Annotated in this window: 15 protein-coding genes; 4 read left to right on the top strand and 11 right to left on the bottom strand. The window is 65.9% G+C overall.

Annotated features, from left to right (window positions below; genetic code table 11):
* Window positions 1-7: 7 nt before the first annotated feature.
* The 3 genes from AC0YKC_RS22655 to AC0YKC_RS22645 all read right to left on the bottom strand — a co-directional run bounded on the left by AC0YKC_RS22655 (window position 8) and on the right by AC0YKC_RS22645 (window position 3,398).
* A complete protein-coding gene (locus AC0YKC_RS22655) occupies window positions 8-937 on the bottom strand; it encodes a carbohydrate ABC transporter permease (RefSeq protein ID WP_320294460.1) in 930 nt (309 codons plus the stop codon).
* Between the two features lie 242 nt (window positions 938-1,179).
* On the bottom strand, window positions 1,180-2,439 hold the full coding sequence (locus AC0YKC_RS22650; protein WP_320294113.1) for an ABC transporter substrate-binding protein: 1,260 nt from the start codon (window positions 2,437-2,439) through the stop codon (window positions 1,180-1,182).
* A 50-nt stretch (window positions 2,440-2,489) separates the two neighbouring features.
* Window positions 2,490-3,398 (bottom strand): N-acetylmuramic acid 6-phosphate etherase, encoded by a 909-nt coding sequence (locus tag AC0YKC_RS22645; RefSeq protein WP_488512655.1) that lies wholly within the window; start codon window positions 3,396-3,398, stop codon window positions 2,490-2,492.
* Window positions 3,399-3,598: 200 nt separating this feature from the next.
* Here AC0YKC_RS22645 and AC0YKC_RS22640 point away from each other — a divergent pair, with 200 nt between their 5' ends.
* The 4 genes from AC0YKC_RS22640 to nagA are packed head-to-tail and all read left to right on the top strand — an operon-like array spanning window position 3,599 to window position 7,441.
* Window positions 3,599-4,480: a glucosamine kinase nucleotide-binding domain-containing protein gene (locus AC0YKC_RS22640; protein ID WP_434724861.1), complete on the top strand. Its 882-nt coding sequence runs from the start codon at window positions 3,599-3,601 to the stop codon at window positions 4,478-4,480.
* Window positions 4,477-5,256 (top strand): GntR family transcriptional regulator, encoded by a 780-nt coding sequence (locus AC0YKC_RS22635; RefSeq protein ID WP_040979934.1) that lies wholly within the window; start codon window positions 4,477-4,479, stop codon window positions 5,254-5,256. The genes AC0YKC_RS22640 and AC0YKC_RS22635 overlap by 4 nt, the downstream gene beginning before the upstream one ends.
* On the top strand, window positions 5,253-6,284 hold the full coding sequence (locus AC0YKC_RS22630) for an SIS domain-containing protein (protein WP_488512654.1): 1,032 nt from the start codon (window positions 5,253-5,255) through the stop codon (window positions 6,282-6,284). Before AC0YKC_RS22635 ends, AC0YKC_RS22630 begins: the two co-directional genes overlap by 4 nt.
* Window positions 6,281-7,441 (top strand): N-acetylglucosamine-6-phosphate deacetylase, encoded by a 1,161-nt coding sequence (gene nagA / locus AC0YKC_RS22625; protein WP_488512652.1) that lies wholly within the window; start codon window positions 6,281-6,283, stop codon window positions 7,439-7,441. Before AC0YKC_RS22630 ends, nagA begins: the two co-directional genes overlap by 4 nt.
* A 230-nt stretch (window positions 7,442-7,671) precedes the next feature.
* Here nagA and AC0YKC_RS22620 read toward each other — a convergent pair whose 3' ends face one another.
* The 8 genes from AC0YKC_RS22620 to AC0YKC_RS22585 form a co-directional block, all read right to left on the bottom strand.
* Complete coding sequence (locus tag AC0YKC_RS22620; RefSeq protein ID WP_488512649.1) at window positions 7,672-9,189, bottom strand: malonate--CoA ligase; 1,518 nt, start codon at window positions 9,187-9,189, stop codon at window positions 7,672-7,674.
* 203 nt (window positions 9,190-9,392) lie between these two features.
* A complete protein-coding gene (locus AC0YKC_RS22615) occupies window positions 9,393-10,130 on the bottom strand; it encodes a GntR family transcriptional regulator (protein WP_488512646.1) in 738 nt (245 codons plus the stop codon).
* Between the two features lie 261 nt (window positions 10,131-10,391).
* A complete protein-coding gene (gene rpe, locus AC0YKC_RS22610; RefSeq protein WP_488512644.1) occupies window positions 10,392-11,069 on the bottom strand; it encodes a ribulose-phosphate 3-epimerase in 678 nt (225 codons plus the stop codon).
* 277 nt (window positions 11,070-11,346) lie between these two features.
* Window positions 11,347-15,225: a DUF7929 domain-containing protein gene (locus AC0YKC_RS22605; RefSeq protein ID WP_488512641.1), complete on the bottom strand. Its 3,879-nt coding sequence runs from the start codon at window positions 15,223-15,225 to the stop codon at window positions 11,347-11,349.
* Window positions 15,226-15,236: 11 nt separating this feature from the next.
* A complete protein-coding gene (locus AC0YKC_RS22600) occupies window positions 15,237-17,189 on the bottom strand; it encodes a hypothetical protein (RefSeq protein WP_488512640.1) in 1,953 nt (650 codons plus the stop codon).
* A 463-nt stretch (window positions 17,190-17,652) separates the two neighbouring features.
* Window positions 17,653-18,588 (bottom strand): alpha/beta hydrolase, encoded by a 936-nt coding sequence (locus tag AC0YKC_RS22595; protein WP_488512639.1) that lies wholly within the window; start codon window positions 18,586-18,588, stop codon window positions 17,653-17,655.
* A 214-nt stretch (window positions 18,589-18,802) separates the two neighbouring features.
* Window positions 18,803-19,585, bottom strand: coding sequence for a carnitinyl-CoA dehydratase (locus tag AC0YKC_RS22590; RefSeq protein WP_488512638.1), 783 nt, complete (start codon window positions 19,583-19,585; stop codon window positions 18,803-18,805).
* Window positions 19,578-21,656 carry an acetate--CoA ligase family protein gene (locus AC0YKC_RS22585; RefSeq protein ID WP_320294125.1) on the bottom strand — a complete coding sequence of 693 codons (2,079 nt, stop codon included), beginning with the start codon at window positions 21,654-21,656 and terminating at the stop codon, window positions 19,578-19,580. Before AC0YKC_RS22585 ends, AC0YKC_RS22590 begins: the two co-directional genes overlap by 8 nt.
* Between the last annotated feature and the right edge of the window lie 25 nt (window positions 21,657-21,681).

Here is a 21,681-nt window from a genome sequence, read left to right as displayed (position 1 = left end):
GCGTGCCTCAGAACTGGTAGCGACGCAGGCGCGTCTGCACGAGGAACAGGTAGACGCAGACGCCGGCGAGGATGATCAGAAACATGATCGTGGCGATCGCGGCGCCCATGTTGGGATCGCCGACCTGCAACTGGAAGCCGAAGAAGGCGCGGTAGAGGAAGGTGCCGAGGATATCGGTCGAATAGTTCGGCCCGGCCAGCGCGCCCTGCGCGGTGTAGATCAGGTCGAAGGCGTTGAAATTGCCGACAAAGGTCAGGATCGAGATGATGCCGATCGAGGGCAGGATCAGCGGCAGCTTGATCTTCCAGAACTGCGCCATGCCGGTGACGCCGTCGCATTCGGCGGCCTCGATCACCTCGTCGGGGATCGACAGAAGTGCTGCATAGATCAGCATCATCGGGATGCCGACGAACTGCCACACCGAGACCAGGCTGAGCGCGGTGAGCGCATACTGCTCCTTGCCGAGCCACGGCGTGAAGAAGCTCTTCAGTCCGACGAAATCCATCAGGTGCGGCGCCACGCCCCAGATCGGCGACAGGATCAGCTTCCATGCGAAGCCGACGATGACGAAGGAGAGGATCGTCGGCACGAAGATCGCCGTGCGGTAGAACGCGGTGAAGCGCAGCCTGGGGCTGGAAAGCAGCGCCGCCAGGAGGATGCCGATCGGGTTCTGCACCAGCATGTGGATGATGAAGAACCAGACATTGTTCCTGAGCGCATTCCAGAAATTCACCGACCAGTTCGGATCTCCGAACAGCGTGCGGAAATTGCTAAAGCCCACAAAGACCTGGGACTGCTCGATGTTGCGGAACAAGGACAGCTGGAGCGTGCCGACCAGCGGCAGGATCATGAATGCGGTGTAGACCAGCACCGCCGGCGCCAGGAAGACGCCGACATGCCAGCGGATCGGTCTTTTCGCTCGCGTTTCTGCAGCCATAGTTTCGGTAGCCATGAGTTCGGTTCCCCGCCGTCTCTGGGTTCCAGTTCAGTCGATGCTAGCTGATGCCTCGATGCACGGCCCGCTTGTCCCCTGTTGGGGGTAAGACAAGGCCAGCGACAGATCGGCTCCGTCTTCCCCGCAAGGTGAGGGTAAGACCGGGAGGCTGCGCCGACAATCGCTATCTGGAACTGTTTGAATGCCGGCCGGGCATGCGCCCGGCCGGTCCGTTGCCTGATCTCTTACTTCGCCGGCTTGTACCAGCTGTCGAGGCCGGTCTGCAGCTTCTTGGCCGCGGCTTCCGGCGTATCGGTGCCGTTGATCACATTGGCCGATTCAACCCAGGTCTCGTTCTCGAGGTTCGGCGTGCCGCGCGACAGGATCTGGTAGGTCGAACGGATCGTCGACTTGCACTTGCCGCGCCAGGAGACGAATTCCTGAGCCAGCGGGTCTTCCATCTTCACCGGCGCGGAGTTCAGGCTGAAGAAGCCCGGCAGCGCGTTGGCGTAGATGGTGGCGAAGTCCGGCGAGGCCACCCAGGACAGGAATTTCTTGGCCGCATCCGCATGCTTCGACGCTGCATTCAGGCCCATGCCGATGTCGGTATGGTCGGAGATGTAGCAGGTGTCGCCGGCCTTCTCGACCGGCGGCGGGAAGGCGCCCATCTTGAACTGCGCCTGGGTGTTGAACAGCCCGATTTCCCACGAGCCGGCCGGATAGATGGCGGCGCGGCCGAGCGTGAACAGGTTCTGGCTGTCCGGATAGGTCTGTGCCTCGAAGCCGTCGCCGAGATAGGGTTTCCACTTCGCCAGTTCCTTGAAGGGTTCGACCCACTGAGCATCGGTGAGCTTCTGCTCGCCCTTGATCAGGGCAGCGCGGCCTTCCTCGCCCTTCCAGTAGTTCGGGCCGATGTTCTGGTAGCCCATGGTCGCGGCTTCCCAGAGGTCCTTGGTGCCCATGGCCATCGGAATGTAGGTGCCGTCGGCCTTGATCTTGTCGAGCACGGCGAAGAACTCGTCCCGGGTCGTCGGCACCTTGAGGCCGAGCTTGTCGAAGGCATCCTTGTTGTAGATGAAGCCGTGGATGACCGAGGCCATCGGCACGCAGAAGCTCGACTTGCCGTCATCGGTCTGCCAGGCGGACTTGGCGACGGGCGAGAAGTTCTCCATGCCCGGCAGCGAGCTCAGGTCGGCGAGGTTGCCCTTCTTGAACAGCTCGAGCGACTTGTCGAAGGGGCGGCAGGTGATCAGGTCGCCCGCCGAGCCGGCGGCGAGCTTGGCGCCCAGCGCCGCGTCATACTCGGTCGGAGCCGAAGGCGCGAACACCACCTTGATGCCAGGGTTCTTGGCTTCGAAAGCCGGGATCAGCTTGTCCTTCCAGATGGTCAGGTCGTCGCCGCGCCAGCTTTCGATGTTGAGCGTCACGTCCTCGGCCAGCGCCATCCCGGTCGTGCCGAGGATGCTTGTGCCGAGCAGAAGGGCCGTCAGTAGCTTGGTCTTCATCTTCAGTCTCCCTGTTGACCTTTTTCAGGTTCCGTTTTGAGAACAAAGGCTCAGCGCCTCTTGCTCCCCTCGATCGCGGAAAGCGCCGGCCTGAGCTTCTGGCCGGTTCCTTCCAGTATCTTCTCGGCCGCGTCGGCGTTGGCAGCGCCGGCGGCGAGCAGAATGGCTGTCTTGACGACTCCGCCGCATTCCTCAAGCAGGCGGGCGGCGTCGTCGCGGCTCTTGCCGCTGATGGCGGCGACCATGCGCACGGCGCGGTCGCGCAGCTTGATGTTGTCTGCGGTCAGGTTGACCATGTAGCCGTCATGGACATGGCCGAGATGGACGGCGGTGAGCGTCGAAAGCATGTTGAGCGCGATCTTCTGCGCCGTGCCCGCGCCCATGCGCGTCGAGCCGGCGATCAGCTCCGGCGGCGTTTCGAGCAGGATGGCGACATCGGCTCGGCTGAACAGCGCCGCACCCCGGTTGTTGGCGATGGCGATGGTGGCGGCGCCCCGGCGCCGCGCGTCCTGCAGCGCCTGGACCGCATAAGGGGTCGAGCCGCTGGCCGAAATGGCGATCAGGCAGTCGCCCTTGCCGATATCGGCCGCGGCGACGGCCGCCGCCGCTTCCTCGGTGTCGTCCTCCGGGCCGCCGGCCAGCGTGCGGAAGGCCTCGTCGCCGCCGGCGATCAGGATGGCGATGCGGTCGCGTGCGATGCCGAAGGTGCCGGGCAGTTCCAGCGCGTCGGCCGCCGCCATCAGGCCGGAGCTGCCGGCGGCCGCATAGGCGAGCTTGCCGCCGCTCTTCAATTGCTTCGCGATGAGCTCGGCGGCGACGGCGATCGCCGGAATGGCGCCATGGACGGCCTTGCTGGCCTCGATCTGGGCATTGGCGAGGAACGCAAGGATGGCTTCCGGGGTCTGGACATCCAGCCCCTCGGCATTCTGGTGGAGCGCTTCCGTGCGCGTCTCGGCCATCCGTTTTCCTCCAACTGAGCGAACAATACCAAAAAAATACCACTTGTCCATACGCATTAACGAACTTCAGGCGGGGGAACTCGCTTGCCGGCAAATTACCGTGGGTTTTCAATAAAATACGGCTTAATCTTTTTTGAACCGAAATTAACTCTTGGCTATTGGTATTTTATTGGTATTATCTCGGCCGAGGAGAAAATCGCGTGAAATTTGTGCTTGGTATCGATGGCGGCGGCACCAGCTGCAGGGCGGCCCTTGCGACCGTCGACGGCACCGTCGTCGGCCGCGCCAAGAGCGGCGCCGCCAACATCCGCACCGACCTCACCGGCGCCCGCGCCAACATCGTCGAGGCGGCCAGGCAGGCTTTCCTCGCCGCCGGCCATGATCCGGAGCTGATCCCGCGCACGCCTGCCATCCTTGGTCTGGCCGGCGCCAATGTCGGCACCTACCGGCAGCAGCTCGAAGCGATCCTGCCGTTCAGCAAAAGCCGCGTCGAAACCGACGCCGAGATCGCGCTCGAGGGCGCGGTCGGTGCAGGCGATGGCGCCATGGCCATTTTGGGTACCGGCACCGCCTATATGGCGCGCAAGAATGGCAAGTCGCGCGCCATCGGCGGCTGGGGTTTCCAGGTCGGCGACCAGGGCAGCGGCGCCCGTATCGGCCGCGACCTGCTGGAGCAGACGCTGCTTGCCTATGACGGCATCCGTCCGGGCTCGCCGTTGACGGACGCCATGCTCGCAGTCTTCCGCAACAATCCCGAAGACGTGGTCGAATTCACCACCAACGCCAAGCCGGGCGATTTCGGCGGCTTCGCGCCAAAGGTCTTCGAGCATGCCGAAAAGGGCGATCTCATCGCCAATTGGATCCTCGCCAAGGCGGTGGCCGATGTCGAGGCTTCGCTCGGCGCGCTCGATCTTGCCGACGATGCTCCGCTCTGTCTGCTCGGCGGTCTGGCGCCGCTCTACGCGCCGCGCCTGTCGGCGCGCTATCAGGCGCTGCTTAAAGCCCCGCTCGACGATGCGCTCGGCGGCGCCGTGCAGATGGCCCTGCGCATCTTCGCCAGGGGTTCGGAGGCCGGCCGATGAGCGCTGCCGACCAGATCTTCGCCATGCTGCGGGAATCTTCGCAGAGCGGCGCGCCGCTCTATTTGCAGCTGAGGAGAAGCATCGAGGAAGCGGTCAATCGCGGCCTCATCGGCCCCGGCGATGCGTTGCCTTCCGAGCGCGACATCGCCAGCAAGGCCGATATCTCGCGCGTCACCGTGCGCAAGGCTGTGCAGGACCTGGTCAAGGGCGGCATCCTCGTCCAGCGCCATGGCTCGGGCACCTTCGTCGCGCCGCGCATGGAGCGCGTCGAGCAGTCGCTGTCGCGGCTCACCTCCTTTACCGAGGATATGGCGCGCCGCGGCATGAACGTGCGCTCCGTCTGGCTCGACCGCGGCCTCTATGCGCCGTCGCCGGACGAGATGATGGTGCTTGGCCTGTCCTCGACCGAGCTGGTCGCGCGGGTTGCGCGCCTGCGCATCGCCAACGACACGCCGCTGGCGATCGAGCGCGCGGCGCTCTCGGCCAGCGTGCTGCCGGATCCCGAAGCGATCGGCTCCTCGCTCTATGCGGCGCTGGGCACGACCGGCAATCGGCCGGTCCGCGCCGTGCAGCGTATCTCGGCCACCAATCTCGGCGACGCCGATGCGCGCCTGCTGGAAGTGCCGCCGGGGGTTGCCGGCCTGCAGATCGAGCGCATTTCCTATCTGGCGAGCGGCAAGGTGATAGAGTTCACCCGCTCGGTCTACAGGGGCGACGCCTATGATTTCGTCGCGGAACTCCGGCTGACTGGGCCGGGAGAGGAGATCCGGCCATGATGGCAAACACCACCCATATGCGGCGAGAGATCGACGAGATCCCGGAAGCCGCCGCCCGCCTTCTCGACGGTTCGGCCGTGGCGCTGGCCGAGGCGGGTCGCGGCCTGCGCGAACGCGACCCGCATTTCGTCGTCACAGTGGCGCGCGGCTCGTCCGACCACGCCGCGACCTTCATGAAATATGCCGTCGAACTGACCGCCGGCCTTGCGGTCGCTTCGGTTGGCCCTTCGATCGCGTCCATTTATGGCGCGAAGCTCAGGCTGCGCGGCTCCGCCTGCCTGGCGGTCTCGCAGTCGGGCAAGAGCCCCGACATCGTCGCCATGGCCGAAACGGCAAGGGCAGGAGGAGCGCTGACCGTCGCCATCACCAACACGGCCGACTCGCCGCTGGCGCGCGCTTCCGACTATGCCATCGACATTCTGGCGGGACCGGAGCGCTCCGTCGCGGCCACCAAGACCTTCGTCAATTCGGCCGTCGCCGGCCTTGCGCTAATGGCGCACGCCACCGACGACAAGCCGTTGCTTCAGGCGCTCGCCGGCCTGCCCGGCCATTTCGAGAAGGCGATCGCCTGCGACTGGATGGCGCTCGCCGGCGCGCTGGAAAATCCGCAGTCGCTGTTCATCCTCGGCCGCGGCCCGTCCTTCGCGATCGCCAGCGAGGCGGCGCTGAAGTTCAAGGAAACCTGCGCCATGCACGCCGAAGCCTACAGCGCAGCCGAGGTCATGCACGGGCCGCTGGCGCTGGTCGGACCGAGCTTCCCGGTTCTGGCGCTTGCCGCGCGCGATGCGTCCGAACTCTCGGTCGCCGAGGCGGCTGACGGCCTGACGGCCAAGGGCGCCGCCGCCTTCATCACCTCCGACAAGGCGAAGGCCGCGAGGCTTCTGCCGTATGTCGCCACCGGCCACCCGCTGACCGATCCGCTGCCGCTTATCGTGTCTTTCTACGGCTTCGTCGAGGCCTTCGCACGCCATCGCGGCCTCGACCCCGATACGCCGCGCAACCTGCGCAAGGTGACGGAAACCGTATGAGCGACCGTTTCGCACTCACCGGCGCCCGCATCTTCGACGGCGCCGACTGGCATGACAACGCCGCCCTTGTCGTCAAGGGCGACGCGGTCGAGGCCATCCTGCCCAAAGGCGCCATTCCGTCCGGCGTTCCGGCGGTCGAGACCGGTGGCGGCCTGCTGGTGCCCGGCTTCGTCGACATCCAGGTCAATGGCGGCGGCGGCGTCATGCTCAACGACCATCCCGACGTCGCCTCGATCGAGACCATCTGCCGGGCGCATGCGCCTTTCGGCACTACGGCACTGCTGGTGACGCTGATCACCGACACGCCGGCGATCACCGCCGCCGCCATCGCCGCCGGCGCCGAGGCCACTAGGCAGAAGGCGCCGGGCTTCCTTGGCCTGCATCTGGAAGGGCCGCATCTTTCCATAGCCCGCAAGGGCGCGCATGATCCGGCGCTGATCCGGCCGATGACCGATGCCGATCAGGCCGCGCTCATGGCCGCGCGCAAAGAGCTTCCCGTGCTGCTGACCACGGTCGCGCCGGAATCGGTCGAACCGTCTCGCGTCGCGGCGCTGGCCAAGGCCGGTGTCGTCGTCAGCCTCGGCCACAGCGATACCGATTACGCGACAGCCAGCGCCTTTGCCGAGGCGGGCGCCACGGTGGTGACGCATCTGTTCAACGCCATGAGCCAGATCGGCAACCGCGAGCCGGGCCTGGCGGGTGCTTCGATCGACACCGGCGGCTTGTATGCCGGCATCATCGCCGACGGCATCCATGTCCATCCGGCAACGATGATCCTTGCGCTGCGCGGCAAGCAGGGGCCGGGCAAGATCGTGCTGGTCACCGACGCCATGGCGACGATCGGCACCGACATGACGTCGTTCACGCTCAACGGCCGCACCATCTACCGTAAGGATGGCAGCCTCAGGCTTGCCGACGGCACGCTGGCCGGCGCCGATCTCGACATGATCTCCGCCGTCCGCTTCGTCCACCGCGTCGTCGGCCTCGATCTCGACGAGGCCCTGCGCATGGCCTCGCTCTATCCGGCCGAGGCAATCAGCCAGGCGCACCGGCTTGGCCGTTTCGCCAACGGCACAGCCGCTGATATTGTTGGGCTGTCGAACGACCTGGATGTCCGGAATGTCTGGATCGGTGGCAAGAAAGTGTTTGGGGCGTAGGGCTCCGCGATTTTCGTCATCCTCGGGCTTGACCCGAGGATCCATGCCGTGACCTCTGCCGCAGAGTGCAGCGGTGCAGAATTCTGAACCGCAGCAACGCCTTGGCGTCACGGCATGGATTCTAGGGTCTGCGCGCGTCGCTTCGCTCCTTGCTCCGCCCTAGAATGACGAAGCGATGGGCGTTTCGGCCAATCTCCGAGGCTCTGTACTCCGATAATTGTTAGCCGGCGTTATTTCGCTGCGTAGATATCCTTGTACGCATCGCGCAGCACATTCTTCTGCACCTTGCCCATCGTGTTGCGCGGCAGTTCGTCGACGAAGATCACTTGCTTCGGATGCTTGTATTTCGCCAACCGGCCGGCGATGGCGTTCGCAATGTCGGCAGCATCGATCGTCGAGCCCGGCTTGCGCACCACGACCGCGGTGACGCCTTCGCCGAAATCTGGGTGGGCGACGCCGATCACCGCGCTTTCGCCGACGCCGTCGAGCGCGTCGATCTCGCTCTCGATCTCCTTCGGATAGACGTTGTAGCCGCCCGAGATGATCAGGTCCTTGCCGCGCCCGACGATGTGGACGTAGCCGTCGGCGTCGACGAGGCCGAGATCGCCGGTGATGAAGAAGCCGTCGTCGCGAAATTCGGCCCTGGTCTTCTCGGGCATGCGCCAATAGCCGGCAAAGACGTTCGGGCCCTTGACCTCGATCATGCCGATCTCGCCCTGGGCCAGCGGCTTGGCCGTCTCGGGCTCGGTGACGCGCAGCGAGACGCCGGGCAAGGGGAATCCGACCGTGCCGGCGCGCCGCTCGCCGTCATAGGGGTTGGACGTGTTCATGTTGGTCTCGGTCATGCCGTAGCGCTCAAGGATGGCGTGGCCGGTCCGGTCGCGCCAGGCCTTGTGCGTCTCGGCCAGCAGCGGCGCCGAGCCGGAGATGAAGACCCGCATGGCGCTGGCCGCCTCGCGCGTCAGGCCGTCCTGCTGCAACAGCCGCACATAGAAGGTCGGCACGCCCATCAGCGCGGTCGCGCGCGGCATCAGCGACAGGACGCGCGCGGGGTCGAATTTCCGCTCGAAGAACATTGTCGCGCCGGCCATCAGGATGACGTTGGTGGCGACGAACAGACCGTGCGTGTGGAAGATCGGCAGCGCGTGGATCAGCACGTCGTCGACGCCGAAGCGCCACTGCTCGACCAGCACGCGGGCATTGGAAGCAAGGTTCTCGTGGCTGAGCATCGCGCCCTTCGAACGGCCGGTCGTGCCGGACGTGTAGAGGATGGCGGCAAGATCGTCCGGCCCGCGCCCGACATCGCTGAAGTCCGTCGCCTGCCTCGAAGCCTGGCTGGCCAGCGTTCCCTGCCCGTCGCGGCCGAGCGTGAGCACCGTCGCGCCGATCGCCGCGGCAAGCGGCTCGACGCCCGAAAGACGGTCCGGATCGCAAACGATCAGCCTCGGCTCGGCGTCGCGGAAGAAATAATCGAGCTCCGGCAGCGTGTAGGCGGTGTTGAGCGGCAGGAAGACCGCGCCGGCGCGTAACGAAGCGAGATAGAGCAGCGCCGCCTCCGGGCTCTTCTCGACCTGGACGGCGACACGGTCGCCGGGCTCGACGCCGGCCTGCGCCAGCGCATGCGCCAGTTGCGCCGACTTCCCCAGCATGTCGCCATAGGTGATCGAACGGCCGTCATCCGTCTCCATCAGCAGCCGGTCGGGCGCCGGCATGCGGGAACGGAAAGCATCGAACAGATGGTTGGTCATGAATGTCCTCTAGAGCAATTCCAGGAAAAGTGTATGCGGTTTTCCGTCCGGAATTGCGTCAAAACAAGGAGATAGAGCGGTTCGCCGTTTTCGTGAAACGGTGAAACGCTCTAGGCGCATGCCGAATGGCACATGCGTTGCGCTGCCTGAGCGAATACCAGATTTGGCGGCCGGAGCAAAAACTGCGTGGCAGTTTTCCGTCGCTATCTGCGGCGCGGCTTGCTGACGCCGGCCCTCGGGTCATAGCCCTGTGCGAAACGTTCCATGCACATCGCTGCGGTGAGGCGGTAATGATTGAGAAGCGCCTCGACCGCGCCGTTGGCGTCCCCATCCAGCGTGCGCTCGGCAATGATGCGGTGCTCGCCGAGATCGTCGCGGCCCGTCCCCGGCGCGTTTTGCGAGATCAGGCGGTAGCGCGACGCCTGGTCGGAAAGCTGATCGCAAAAGCCGATCAGCCAGTGCGACCGGCACGCCGCGATCAGCGCACGATGAAAGGCGCCGTGCAGCTTCTCCCATTCTGGATTGTTGGTTGCCGGGTCGTCCGGCAGGCGGCGCTCGGCGCGCGCAAGGCGGTGCAGGGCCAGCACCAGCTGCTCTTCCCATTCGGCGGTGCGGTGGGCGATGGATTCGCGCAGCGCCCGCTCCTCCAGCCAGCAACGCGTGCGCGTCAACTCCTCCAGCTCCGTAGCGCTGGCCGGCATCAGGAAGAAGCCGCGTTGGTCGTGGCGGCCGAGCAGGCCCTCGGCGGCCAGGCGGTTTAACGCCTCTCGCACCGGCGAGGCGCCGGCGCCATAGCGGGAAACGACCCACTCGACACGCAGTTTCGTCTCGGACTCCAAGGCCCCGCGCAGCAAGTCGTCGCGGAGTTGCTGGTAGACCGAACTGGCAAGCGTGCTTTTGCCGCCCTTGCTCTCACCCGGCTCGGTACTTCCGTTTGTCAATCGAGCTCCTGTTGCTTTGCCCCTGGTTTGCCAGGGCCCCGCGGCGAAGCAATTCCCGTACAAATATCATACAGCCGGGCAACGACGCCTCAAAGCGGAAGATGACGATATTCGACTTTAAGACAAGGCGGACCGTCTATTTATCGGATGAAGTAGTTTCTCGGTGAAAAGCCGATATTCCGGCGCCGCTTCGTATATTGAACAGTCGTTCAATCGACCCGCGATTGTGCAACTTCCGCTAGAGGTCGGACGATTATACGTTTAACTGACGGCCCTGTCGGCAGCCGTTCGAATTGCTTCGATATTTGACCTATAGGCTTCGGCGCTGCCGCCCTTGAAGACGGCGGCGCCGGCCACCAGCACATTGGCGCCGGCCGCGGTCACCAGCGGCGCCGTTTCGGCCGAAACGCCGCCGTCGATCTCGATATGGATCGGCCGGCTGCCGATCAGCGCCTTGACCCGTTTCACCTTGTCGACTATCGCCGGGATGAAGGCCTGCCCGCCGAAGCCCGGATTGACGGTCATGATCAGGATGAGGTCCAGCCGGTCGAGCACATATTCGATCGTCGTTTCCGGCGTCGCCGGGTTGAGCGAGACGCCGGCCTTCTTGCCAAGGCTCTTGATGGTCTGCAGCGAGCGGTCGAGATGCGGCCCGGCCTCGGCGTGCACGGTCATGCCGTCGCAGCCGGCTTCCGCAAAGGCCGCCAGGTAAGGATCGGCCGGCGCAATCATCAGATGGCAGTCGAAGAACGCCTTGGTGCGGTTGCGGATCGCCTTGATCACCGGCGGGCCGAAGGTGATGTTGGGCACGAAATGGCCATCCATCACGTCGAGATGGATCCAGTCGGCGCCGGCCGCCGCGACAGCCTCGACCTCGTCGCCGAGCTTGGAGAAGTCCGACGCCAGCACCGATGGCGCGATCAAGGTCTTCTTGCTCATGGTGCAAATTCTCCCGGCAGTCCTGCGCGCGTGGTCGCGCCTGTCAGGGCGATTGCCTAGAGCAATTCCAGGAAAAGTGCGAGCGCTTTTCCGTCCGGAATTGCGTCAAAACAATGAGATAGGGCGTTTCACCGTTTCCGCGAAACGCCCCAGACCATGATCCGGCCAAGGGGAAGCATGTTTTCGACAGGCACACTCGCCCGCCTGCCCGCAGCTTGTCTTTGTGAAAGAAAACCCGCCGGATCGCTCCGGCGGGTCTGGGTCTTGAGCCGCAAGATTACGGCTTGAAGTTTTGGATGTTGGCGCCCGCCGGATCCTGCAGCACGCGCCGCGGCTGGCGCTGCGGCACCAGTTGCTGCAGCACGTTCGGGTTGAGCAGGATGCCGGGGTTGATCTCGACGCCCGGCCGCCTGCGGATCGGCGTGCAGTCCGGGAATAGTCCCGTCGTCCCGACCGGGCAGCGCCGCCTGGTCAGTATCGGCTGGCACTGGCCGTCGACAACGCGCGAGCCCGGCGCGCATTCCTGCTGTGGCTTGCGGCAGGCGCCGTCGCGGATTTCGGTCCCGCGCGGGCAGACGCAGTCGCCCCGCTTGTTGTGGACCTGACCGCGAATGGTGCACTGCTCCTGCTTCGGCCTTGGCGGCCTGCAGGCTTTGCCCTGCACCTCCAGGCCGTCCGGGCAGGCGCAGTTGCCGTTGGCGTCGCGCACCTGGCCGCGTATCGGGCATTGCCTCGACACGACCGGCCGGCAGGCGCCGTCACGGACTTCCATGCGGCTCGGGCAGACGCAATCGCCATCGGCATTGCGGGACTGACCGCGGATGCGGCACTGGGCAGGCGGCTGCCTGTCGGGTACGCAGGCCTTGGCTACCCGGTCGAGATGCGTGCCGTCCGGGCAAGTGCAGCCATTGCCGTCCGAAGTCGGCACCGCGCCGCGCACCGTGCATTTCGGCGGAACGACCTGGCAGACGCCGTCCACCAGCTCGCCACGGCGGCACACGCAGTTGCCGTCCTGGTCGCGGTACTGGCCGGGACGCAGCGTGCACTGCGGCTCCTGCGGCTGTTCGCCCCGCACGCATTTGCCGTTTTCCAGCTCCGTGCCGCGCGGGCAGACGCAGCGTCCGTCCTCGGTCCGGATCTGGCCCTGCAGCAGGACGCAGCGCGGTGGTGGCGGGAGAGGCAGGAGCTTGGTGCCGCCACCCGTGCCCCCAACACCCGAACATTGGCCGTTGCGGAAGATAGTACCTTCCGGGCAGACGCAGCGGCCGGCCGAGTTCAGCACCAGCCCAAACGAGCACTGGTTCTTCACCTCGTGCCTGATGGTGAAGGGGTGGCACGCATAGGCCTTGCCGCGATCGCCCTGGTTGGTGGTCAGGTCGCGCGACAGCACCTCGCCGCCCTGCACCGGTGTGTTCGGGGGCAGCACGCCGACGCAGTTCTGCCCGTTGACCGTTCCCTGCAGATTGGCGAGGCGCCCGTCATCAGGAAGGATCACGGTGACGTGGTGGGTGTGGCTCTCGCCGGCCCCCAGCGTCAGGTTGGCGATGCAGGACGCCGGCAGCGTCGTCGGTTCCGGCGAGCAGCCGAACGGCGGATCGATCGAGCTGATCTCAACGCCTTCCAGCCGGCCGAGGCCCTCCACGCCGATCGCATCGCCGATGCGGACCGGACCGGAGAAGGGATTCGGCCCGTCATTTGTGATGGTGATCTCGAACGAGCATGGCTGGCCGGGCTGGCACTCGGCATCGCCGGTCTTCTCGACCCGGATGGTCGAGGCGCCGCCGCCCTTCGCGCAAGCCTGGCCGATCGGGTAGACGATGTCGTCGCCCGGCGCCGGCCCGTAGGAGCCGCGCGCGCAGTTCTCGAACGCGCCGTTGCCGCTTACCGTCACGTCGAAGTGCCTGGAGGTTCCGGGCGTCATCACGGCGCCTGGAATCTGGCACGACAGCGTGTTGGCAGGCACTGGTCCGCAGCTCCACTCCGCGCCGTCGGGGGCCACGGTCTGGATTTGCACCGGAGCACCCCCCGACACCAGCGTCGCGGCGTCATTGACCCGCACCGGTCCGGTGGGGGCCGCGGTGCCGGCATTGGTGACGGTGATGCGGCAAGAGACCCGCCCGGCGGCAATGAGTCGATCGCCGCCGCATTCCTTGGTGATGCGCAGGCCGGGCCGGCCGCCATTCGGATGGCGGATGCGCTCGGTGGCGCAGGCCTTGTTGTTGGCGAGGTCGACCTCGCCGGGAATGGCCTTCACCTCGGCGCAGTTCTCCACCGTATCCGGCCGGTAGTTTGCCGGCATCACCGCCTTGACCACGATCGGCGTCGAGGCGCCCGGAGTCAGCGAGATGCCCGCATTGTCGCAACGGAACTGTCCAGGCCCATTCGGTCCGCAGGTCCATGGCGGGCTCGGCCCGAAGGTCGACGAGGTGGGTGCGCCGCCGGGGTAGTTGTCGATCACCGTCAGCGGCCCGTTATAGGTGTTGGTGCCGTTGTTGATGATGTCGATCACAAAGTAGCAGACGCCGTCGGCCGTGCAGACCGGGATGCGGGCGCGCTTCTTCAGGATCAGGTCCACCTTCTTTTCGACCGGGTTGCACTGCGGATCGCGGTCGCCACGGCGGCAGATCGGGATCGAGGCGCAGCCGCGGTCGTTGAGCTGGCTGCCGAACAGCGGCTTGCCGCTGGCGTCGTAGTCATAGGCGGCGCAGTTGCGCAGCACGCTGCCCTGCCATCCGCCTGCCGGCTTGAAGCCGAGCTTGAGGTTGACGGAGGCGCCGGGGTTGAGCGTCGTCACCGGATAGGTGCAGGTCATCGGCGTCGTGCCGGGCACGCAGACCCAGGGCGCATTCGGCCCGGAGGTCAGCACGGAGCCTGCCGGCAGCGTCACCTCGTCGAGCACGATCTTGCCGTTATAGGGCGCATCGCCGACATTGGTGACAGTGATGGTGAAGTCGCAGCCGCCGGCCATCGTGCATCGCGGCACGTCGGCATGCTTCTCGACCTTGAGGTCCGGCTCCTTGTCCTTCGGCGGGCACCTCAGATCGCGCGGGATGACGATGTCTATCACCTGCGTGCAGCAGAGCCCCCAGCCTTCTTTCGGTCCGGCGTAACCCTCTATGCCGGTGACGATGAGGTGGATGGCCTCGCCGGGCGAAGCGCCGATGATCTTCCAGTTCAGCACGCCGCCGCCGGCCGGCACTTTCTGCATGGCGGGCACGATGGCGATGCCGGGCGTCGTCGTCGACACCTGCACCCACTTGCCGCCCATCTCCGGACCGACCGGCATGTGATAGATGAAGGCGCCGCCGCCGGGCACGCAGTCGACCGTGCCGCGCTCGACCTTGAAGCATTCCTTGCCGGGTGGTGGTGGCGGGTTGCACTTGGTGACGTCGATATGGATCGTCGTCTTGGCGCCGGTGAGGAAGTCGCCGTCATCCGGCTTGCTCGGATCCTGCGACGGGATGATGGTCCCCGGGCCGGCTCCGACTGTCACCTTGATCAGGCCCTGATTGTCGACATTGGCCGGCGCGGGAAACGCCGCCCGGTCGATCTTGGCCAGGATCTGGAAGGTGATGACGCGTTCGTTCGGCGCGCCCGAGCCGTCGAGATCGGTGGCGGAAATCCGGAAGTCGGACACCGTCGCCGTATCGTCGGGATTGGCCGAGCTGCTGATCGTGGCCGCCGGCAGCGCGCCGCCGGAGCCGTCCGTGCCGTCGCCCGTCACATGCACGCTGACGATCTTCAGGCCATGCGGTAGCTGGTCCTTGAACTCGATCTTGGCGTTCTTCAACGCGTTGACCAAAGCCGGATTGGCGAAAGCCTGTTCGCTGCCGCGCAGACCGAAAGTCAGCGTGTAGGAAACATAGTCGCAGCTTCGCTGGCCGCCCGTCTTGGTGAAGAAGGGCACGATGCGGCCGGGTTCGGGGTTGACGATGCGCGGGTTGTCCAGGTCGAGCCTGGGCTCCGGCCCGGCAACTTCCACAAGCTTGGCCGGCGCGGTGTCGTCGGCAAGCGCCGGCAGGGCCGGCATCATGGCGACCGCGATACCGGCCGCCATCAGCCAGCGCGCGCCGCGCCTGGCGTATGACAGGGGTTTCATGATCGTCTCCATGACGGTTTTGCGTGAGGCGAGGCGGGAAAGGGCGAGATTGTCCATCTGTCCCTCCCTCAACGTTCGCAGCTGACGGCTGGCGTTCTGAGCGGCAGCGTCATCTTGCAGCAAGGGTAGTAGCCACCCTTGTCCTGGTCGGACTTGCGATAGAAGCAAAGCCCGACATTGACGGTGTCGCCAGGATAATGGCCGGTGATATCGATCGTGTAGGGCCTGCCCGGAACATGCGACATGGGGGTTGTCACCCCGACGCCGGGCGTCCCGGACTGCGCCTTGATCGAATCGCCGCCAAAGCCGGCATGGTCATGGAGATAGAGATCGGCCTGGAGGCCGCGCGGCGTGCAGTAATACTGCACGTCCTCGACATCCACGCAGGGTGGCAGGTTGCCGGGCGGTGGGAAGTCCGGCGGGTAGAAGGGAGGCAGATAGCCGCCCGGGATTTCCTCATAGTAGCCGGCGCGGCCCTCGCAGGGGCGCCAGACCCTGACGTCGCCGACATGGCCTTCGACCTCAGGGTCTTCGAAATAGCCGTCGAAATCGACGAACCACGAGCCGAAGGGCGGCACGTTGGCCGGCTTGACCAGCGCGCTCGGCGTCAGCTGCACGCCATGCACGGCAAGCGGCCCGCCGGCGGCGAGCCGCTCGGCAAGCTCGGGGTTGTCGCGCAGCTTGTCGCCGGTGTTGTCGACAGTGTCGGTACAGACGGAGGTGTCGAGATTGCCTTCGGCGTCATAGCCATATTGCAGATCGACCCCGCCGGCCGACTGGCGGTTGCCTTGCGGGAAGCCGACCGCATATTCCTGCGGCACCTCGACCCAGGCCGATTCCGTCGCCGGATCATCCGGGTCCTCGCGCCAGTAGCGGATCAGCTCGCCTTTGCCGGAATCGGCGAAGCGGCTGTAATCGTAACGGTTTTCGACCGGGCCGCGCTGGGCCAGATACATGAAGCCCTTGTTGTCGAAGGCGATGTCGGTGACGGCATAGTCCTTGTCGGCCTTGACCGTCAGTTCCCAGCGCGGATCGCCGGCGAACGTGCCGTCGCGCGCGATGCCGACCGACCAGATCTCGGACTTTTCGCCGACCGAATAATAGAGCCGGCCGCCATGATAGGAGACCGCCCAGACGCGGCGCTCGTCCTGCGTATAGCCCCAGGTCTCGGGATCTTCGGTGTCGAAGGCGGCGCCCTGGATGTCCATGACGGCGCCGTCGTCGGCGACGGGACCAAGCCCATGCGCCGGGCGGCCGGCGACACCATGGTCGAACGTGTCGATCAGATGGCCGCTGGCGTCGATGCGGTGGATGAGGCCGGTGTCGAGGTCCGAGGCGAAGAATTGGCGGTGGATCGGGTCGAAGGCGAGGTTGCCGATGCCCGGCCCGCTGTTGGTGTCGATGTCGGCGAATTTCGAGACGGCGCCGGTGATGCCGTCGATCTTCCAGATCGTGCCTGGTCCGCCGCCATTCTCGGTGCCGAACTGGCCGTCCATGAAGGCAGCGCCCGCGGTGCCGCGACGCTGCCGCTCCGGACGCCCGTCATCGTCGGCGTCGGGCGTGACGATCTCGACGCCATGCAACGAGGTCGCGGCGGCATAAAGGTTGGGGATGCCCGACGGTATGCCATCGCGCACGCCGTCGTCATAGGTGAGGCCGAACACCTCGCCGATCTGGCCGGCCGTCACCTCGAAGGGCGGCGGCGTGTTGACGAGCTGGCCCGAGGCCGGGCCGCCCAGATGCGAGACGTCGAAAACGCGCAACGTCGCGCGCGATGTGTCGATAAACGTTTCATCAACCGGGTCGACGCCGGGCGGCAGGCCTTGGTCGAAACCGGGGATAACGGTGCCCGGGAAGCCGGTGACCGCCATCGAGCCGGGATAGATGATCTGGGTTTCCTGCGCCTGGGCGGCGCTGCCGAACCAGAGGCCGGCGCTCAATGCCAAAGCAAGAATTCCGCTGGTTGCCTTGATTGCGCGGCGCAAACGGGATGCGCGCGTGGGCACGAACGAGCAAGACATTGAACTCCCCCCGAAGCCGCTGGGAGGGACGTCCCGCCCTACCGCGCCAACCAGGGCAAGTCGCGGCGTTGCGGCACGTTCTTCCCCGATCGAATTGTCTGCTTTCCTCCGCGTAACGATACGCCTGCTCCTGGGCAGGGTCAACGGAATCAGCCGAAAGCCCAGCGCGTCGACCCCGTCCCGAAGGCGGTGATCGCGCTGGGCTCCCGTTGTTCCCGGAGACCGTGGAGTCTCTGGGTTTCTGGTCATGGGGCTTTCCCTTTCCGGGCCGCATCATTGCGGCGCCTGGCCATCAGTCGCCGGCCGGCGTGGAAAGGTTCACGTCAGGATAGCGGAGCGGAACGCGTTCCCGGCCGCTAGAGCAATTTCAGGAAAAGTGTGAGCGGTTTTCCGTCCGAAATTGCGCCAAAAGGAGATAGAGCGGTTCGCCGTTTCCGTGAAACGGTGAAAAGCTCTAGCGGCGTTACCAGATCCAGTCGCCCCGGCCGAGGGCCGATACCGCCTCGACGATGCGGGTGAAGCTCGTCCGTGCCCGGCCGACCATGTGCCGGGCTCTGAGGTAGCCATGCACCAGGCCCGGCTCCTCGAACCAGGTGGCGTGTCCGCCGGCTGCGACGATGCGGTCGCGATAGGCCTCGCCGTCGGACGACAGTGGGTCGCACTGCGCGGTGATCAGCACCGTCGGCGGCAGATAGGCGAAGTCGGCATCGGCAAGCGGGTAGAGCGTGATGTCGCCGGTACGGTCCACGCCGCCGCCGGTGCGGATATGCTTGTAGAAGTCGAGGTCGCGCACGGTGAGCATCGGCGCCTCGGCATGCGTGACGTAGGAGCCGTTTGAGTGGTCGCCGCCGAGGCCGGGATAGATCAGCATCTGGCCGGCTGGCTTCTTCACATGGCCCCGCGTTGCGTGCGCGACCGCGGCGCAGAGATTGCCGCCGGCGCTGTCGCCGCAAAGCACGACGGGGCGATCGTAGGTCCTGGCGGCCCATTCGAAGGCGTCCATCGCGTCGTCGAAAGCGGCCGGATGCAGATGCTCCGGCGCCAGCCGGTAGTCGACCGAGACCACCTCATAGCCGGTGCGCGCGCAAAGCTCGGCGCAGACATCGTCATGGCTGTCCAGCCCGCCAAGGATGAAGCCGCCGCCATGGATGTAGAGCACCATCGCGGCTTTGTTCGGCGCCGCGTTGCGGTAGATGCGGACCGGCACGCCGTCGGCGATGGTCGTTGTCTCGGCGCTCACGCCTTGCGGGTAGCCGGCAAAGAATTCCCGGCACATCCGGTCGTAGATCGCGCGCTGCTGGGTGATCGTGTAGTCGATCGTATCAGGCGGATAATAGGCGTTGGTCTTCTCGATGAAGGCCCAGGTCTCGGCATCGATCAGGGTTTTGTAGTCGGTCATGAAGGGTGGCCAACTCTAGATGACGGCGCCCAGGCCCCCCTCTCTGTCCTGCCGGACATCTCCCCCTCAAGGGGGGAGATCAGATGTCGCCAAGGCTTTCGCCAATCTCCTACGTCCCAGGAAATGCGCCGGGTCAGAAGCTGCCAATCTCCCCCCTTGAGGGGGAGATGCCCGGCAGGGCAGAGAGGGGGGCCTGGCGCCGTCATCTCCGACGTTATCGACCCTTCCACACCGGGTCGCGCTTTTCGGCGAAGGCCCGGAACCCTTCCATATTGTCCTCCGACCCGTAGAGAACATCGACCGTCGGCAACTGCCGGCGCGTCACCTTGTTCATGGCGTCCTGGAAGGTCAGTGCCTCGGCCACGCGCGCCGTCTCCTTGATCGACGCGAAAACCAGCGGCGGGCCGCCGGCGAGCAATCTTGCGATCTCCCAGACACGCTCCTCGAGCTTGTCCTTGGGCAGCACTTCGTTGACCAGGCCCCAGCGATGCGCCTCGGCGACATCCATCCAGCGGCCGGTGAACAGGAGGTCCATGGCGATGTGGTAGGGAATGCGCTTCGGCAGCTTGATGGTGGCTGCGTCGGCCAGCGTGCCGGCGCGGATCTCGGGCAGCGCGAAGGAGGAATGGTCCGAGGCATAGATGAGGTCGCAGGACAGCGCCAACTCGAAGCCGCCGCCCACTGCCATGCCGTTGACGCAGGCGATCACCGGCTTGTTGAGGTCGCGCAACTCCTGCAGCCCGGCAAAGCCGCCGACGCCATAGTCGCCGTCGACCGCGTCGCCGCCCGCCGCCGCCTTCAGGTCCCAGCCGGCGCTGAAGAACTTGTCGCCGGCCGTCTTGACGATGGCGACGCGCAGGTCGGGATCATCGCGGAATGCCTTGAAAGTCTCGCCCATCAGCCGCGACGTCTTCAGGTCGATGGCGTTGGCCTTCGGCCGGTCGAGCGTGACCTCCAGGATCGTGCCTTCGCGGCGGGTGGTGATGACGTCAGCCATTCTTCTTTTCTCCAAGCACTAGCAGGGCGTCCGCGATCCAGGCGCCCTTGCCTTCGGCGCAGACGATCAGCGGGTTGATGTCTAGCTCCTCGATCTCGCCTTCGTTCTTCTGCACGAAGTCGGCAATGCCGGCGATGGCGTCGATGGCGGCGTTGACGTCGGCCTTCGGCCGGCCGCGATAGCCTTCGAGCAAGGGATAGAGCTTGAGCCCACGCAATGCCGCCTCGATGTCGTCGCGCGTCGCCGGCAGCATCAGGGTGACGCTGTCACGCAGGAGCTCGACCAGCACGCCGCCGGTGCCAAGCGTCATGACGGCGCCAAACATCGGGTCGCGGGTGAAGCCGACGATCAGCTCGGCGACGCCGTCGCGCACCATGCGCTCGGCATAGAGCCCGGTGCCGAGCGGCAGAAGGTCGTGCGCCGCGGTGCTGACGGATTCGGCGTCCTTGAGGTTCAGCCTGACCGCGCCGACCTCCGACTTGTGCGTCACGCCGAGCGCCTTCAGCGCCACCGGGAAACCCAGCGCCATGGACGAGATCACCGCCTCGACCGCGTTGGAAGCGCGCTCGCCCTTCGGCACCGGCAGGCCGGCCTTGATCAGCCTCTCCTTGGCCTCGGCCTCGTCCGGCGTGACACGCTTGGCTTCGGCCGCACCCGCCGCCGTGGTGTCGACCGGCTGCGCCTGCGGTTCAGCCCAGGCCCAGCCAATAAAGGCCGCAGCTCCGGCGGCATCCATCGCCTCCGAGATGCCGAACAATGGTACCATGCCGCGCGCCATCAGCCCGGCGGTGTATTCCTCGGGCAGGTTTTCCGGCAGCGAGGAGACGATCGCGCCTTGCGCCTCGTTGGTCTTCAGCGCCGCCTCGAAGGCGCGCAGCGTCGCCCACCAGTCGACGTCCGAGCAGCGATCCGGGCGCGGAAAGTCGAGCACCAGCATGTTGAGGTCGAAACCGCCCGACACCATGGCGGTGAAGGTGGCCGTCATCGCCGGCTCGTTGTTCCAGATGAAGGTGTGGTAGTCGAGCGGATTGGCGACCGCGACCAGCGGCCCGAGCGTCGATTTCACATGCGCGCGGTGCTGATCGGTGAGCGCCGGGAAATGCACCCAGCGCCCTTCGGCGCTGTCGGCCATCACGGAGGCCTCGCCGCCCGAGCAACTCATCGACGACAGCCTGTAGCCGGGCAACGGACCGGTGATGTGCAGGAGTTTCAGCGCCTCGATGAAGGCCGGAATGGAATCGACACGCGCGATGCCGAGCCGCTTCAGGAACGCACCGGAGGCGGCGTCCGAGCCGGCGAGCGAGGCGGTGTGCGACACCGTCGCCTGTCGCGCCTGTTCGGACCGCCCGACCTTCATGGCGATGATCGGCTTCTTCAGCTCGCGTGCCCGCGCCGCCAGCCTCTCGAAGCCGGCTACCGAGTCGAAGGCCTCGATATGCAGGCCGAGCGAGGTGACGCGCTCGTCCTCGATCAGGCCCAACGCCATTTCCGAAAGGCCGGTCTGCGCCTGGTTGCCGGCCGTCATCAGGAAGGCGATCGGCAGGCCGCGCTTTTGCATCGTCATGTTGATGGCGATGTTGGATGACTGGGTGATGATGGCCACACCCTTGCCGCCCTCCGGCAGCCTGATCCCGCCATGCTGGTCGGGCCACAAAAGCGCGCCGTCGGCGTAATTGATGAGGCCGTAGCAGTTCGGGCCGATGATCGGCATATCGCCGGCAGCAGTGACGAGCTCCGCCTGCAGCCGCTCGCCGTCCTCGTCATAGGCCTCGGTCTCGAGGAAGCCCGCGGCAAAGCAGACGGCGCCGCCGGCGCCGCGTTCTGCCAGCGCCTTGATCACCTCGATGGTGAGATGCCGGTTGACGCCAACAAAGGCGGCGTCCGGCGCTCCGGGCAGATCGGCGACGGAGCGGTACGCCTTGCGTCCGGCGACCTCGTCCTTGGTCGGATGCACCGGCCAGATTTCGCCGGCAAAGCCCATCTTGATCGATTGCGCCACGACGGCGGCGGCCTGCGCCCCGCCGAACACGGCGATCGATTTCGGGCGCAGGAGACGTTCGAGTTTATGCATGGCCATCTTTTCGTTTGAGCACGAT

Source organism: Mesorhizobium sp. CNPSo 4661, assembly GCF_057784215.1.
Note: the sequence above shows the minus strand (reverse complement) of the source record. Positions and strands in the feature narration are given on the sequence as shown.

Coding starts and splice junctions, on each gene's coding strand:
- AC0YKC_RS22595 (WP_488512639.1), bottom strand. CDS start 18,588: ATGACCGACTACAAAACCCTGATCGATGCCGAGACCTGGGCCTTCATC.
- AC0YKC_RS22605 (WP_488512641.1), bottom strand. CDS start 15,225: ATGGACAATCTCGCCCTTTCCCGCCTCGCCTCACGCAAAACCGTCATG.
- AC0YKC_RS22650 (WP_320294113.1), bottom strand. CDS start 2,439: ATGAAGACCAAGCTACTGACGGCCCTTCTGCTCGGCACAAGCATCCTC.
- AC0YKC_RS22600 (WP_488512640.1), bottom strand. CDS start 17,189: ATGTCTTGCTCGTTCGTGCCCACGCGCGCATCCCGTTTGCGCCGCGCA.
- nagA (WP_488512652.1), top strand. CDS start 6,281: ATGAGCGACCGTTTCGCACTCACCGGCGCCCGCATCTTCGACGGCGCC.
- AC0YKC_RS22645 (WP_488512655.1), bottom strand. CDS start 3,398: ATGGCCGAGACGCGCACGGAAGCGCTCCACCAGAATGCCGAGGGGCTG.
- AC0YKC_RS22585 (WP_320294125.1), bottom strand. CDS start 21,656: ATGCATAAACTCGAACGTCTCCTGCGCCCGAAATCGATCGCCGTGTTC.
- rpe (WP_488512644.1), bottom strand. CDS start 11,069: ATGAGCAAGAAGACCTTGATCGCGCCATCGGTGCTGGCGTCGGACTTC.
- AC0YKC_RS22655 (WP_320294460.1), bottom strand. CDS start 937: ATGGCTGCAGAAACGCGAGCGAAAAGACCGATCCGCTGGCATGTCGGC.
- AC0YKC_RS22635 (WP_040979934.1), top strand. CDS start 4,477: ATGAGCGCTGCCGACCAGATCTTCGCCATGCTGCGGGAATCTTCGCAG.
- AC0YKC_RS22620 (WP_488512649.1), bottom strand. CDS start 9,189: ATGACCAACCATCTGTTCGATGCTTTCCGTTCCCGCATGCCGGCGCCC.
- AC0YKC_RS22590 (WP_488512638.1), bottom strand. CDS start 19,585: ATGGCTGACGTCATCACCACCCGCCGCGAAGGCACGATCCTGGAGGTC.
- AC0YKC_RS22630 (WP_488512654.1), top strand. CDS start 5,253: ATGATGGCAAACACCACCCATATGCGGCGAGAGATCGACGAGATCCCG.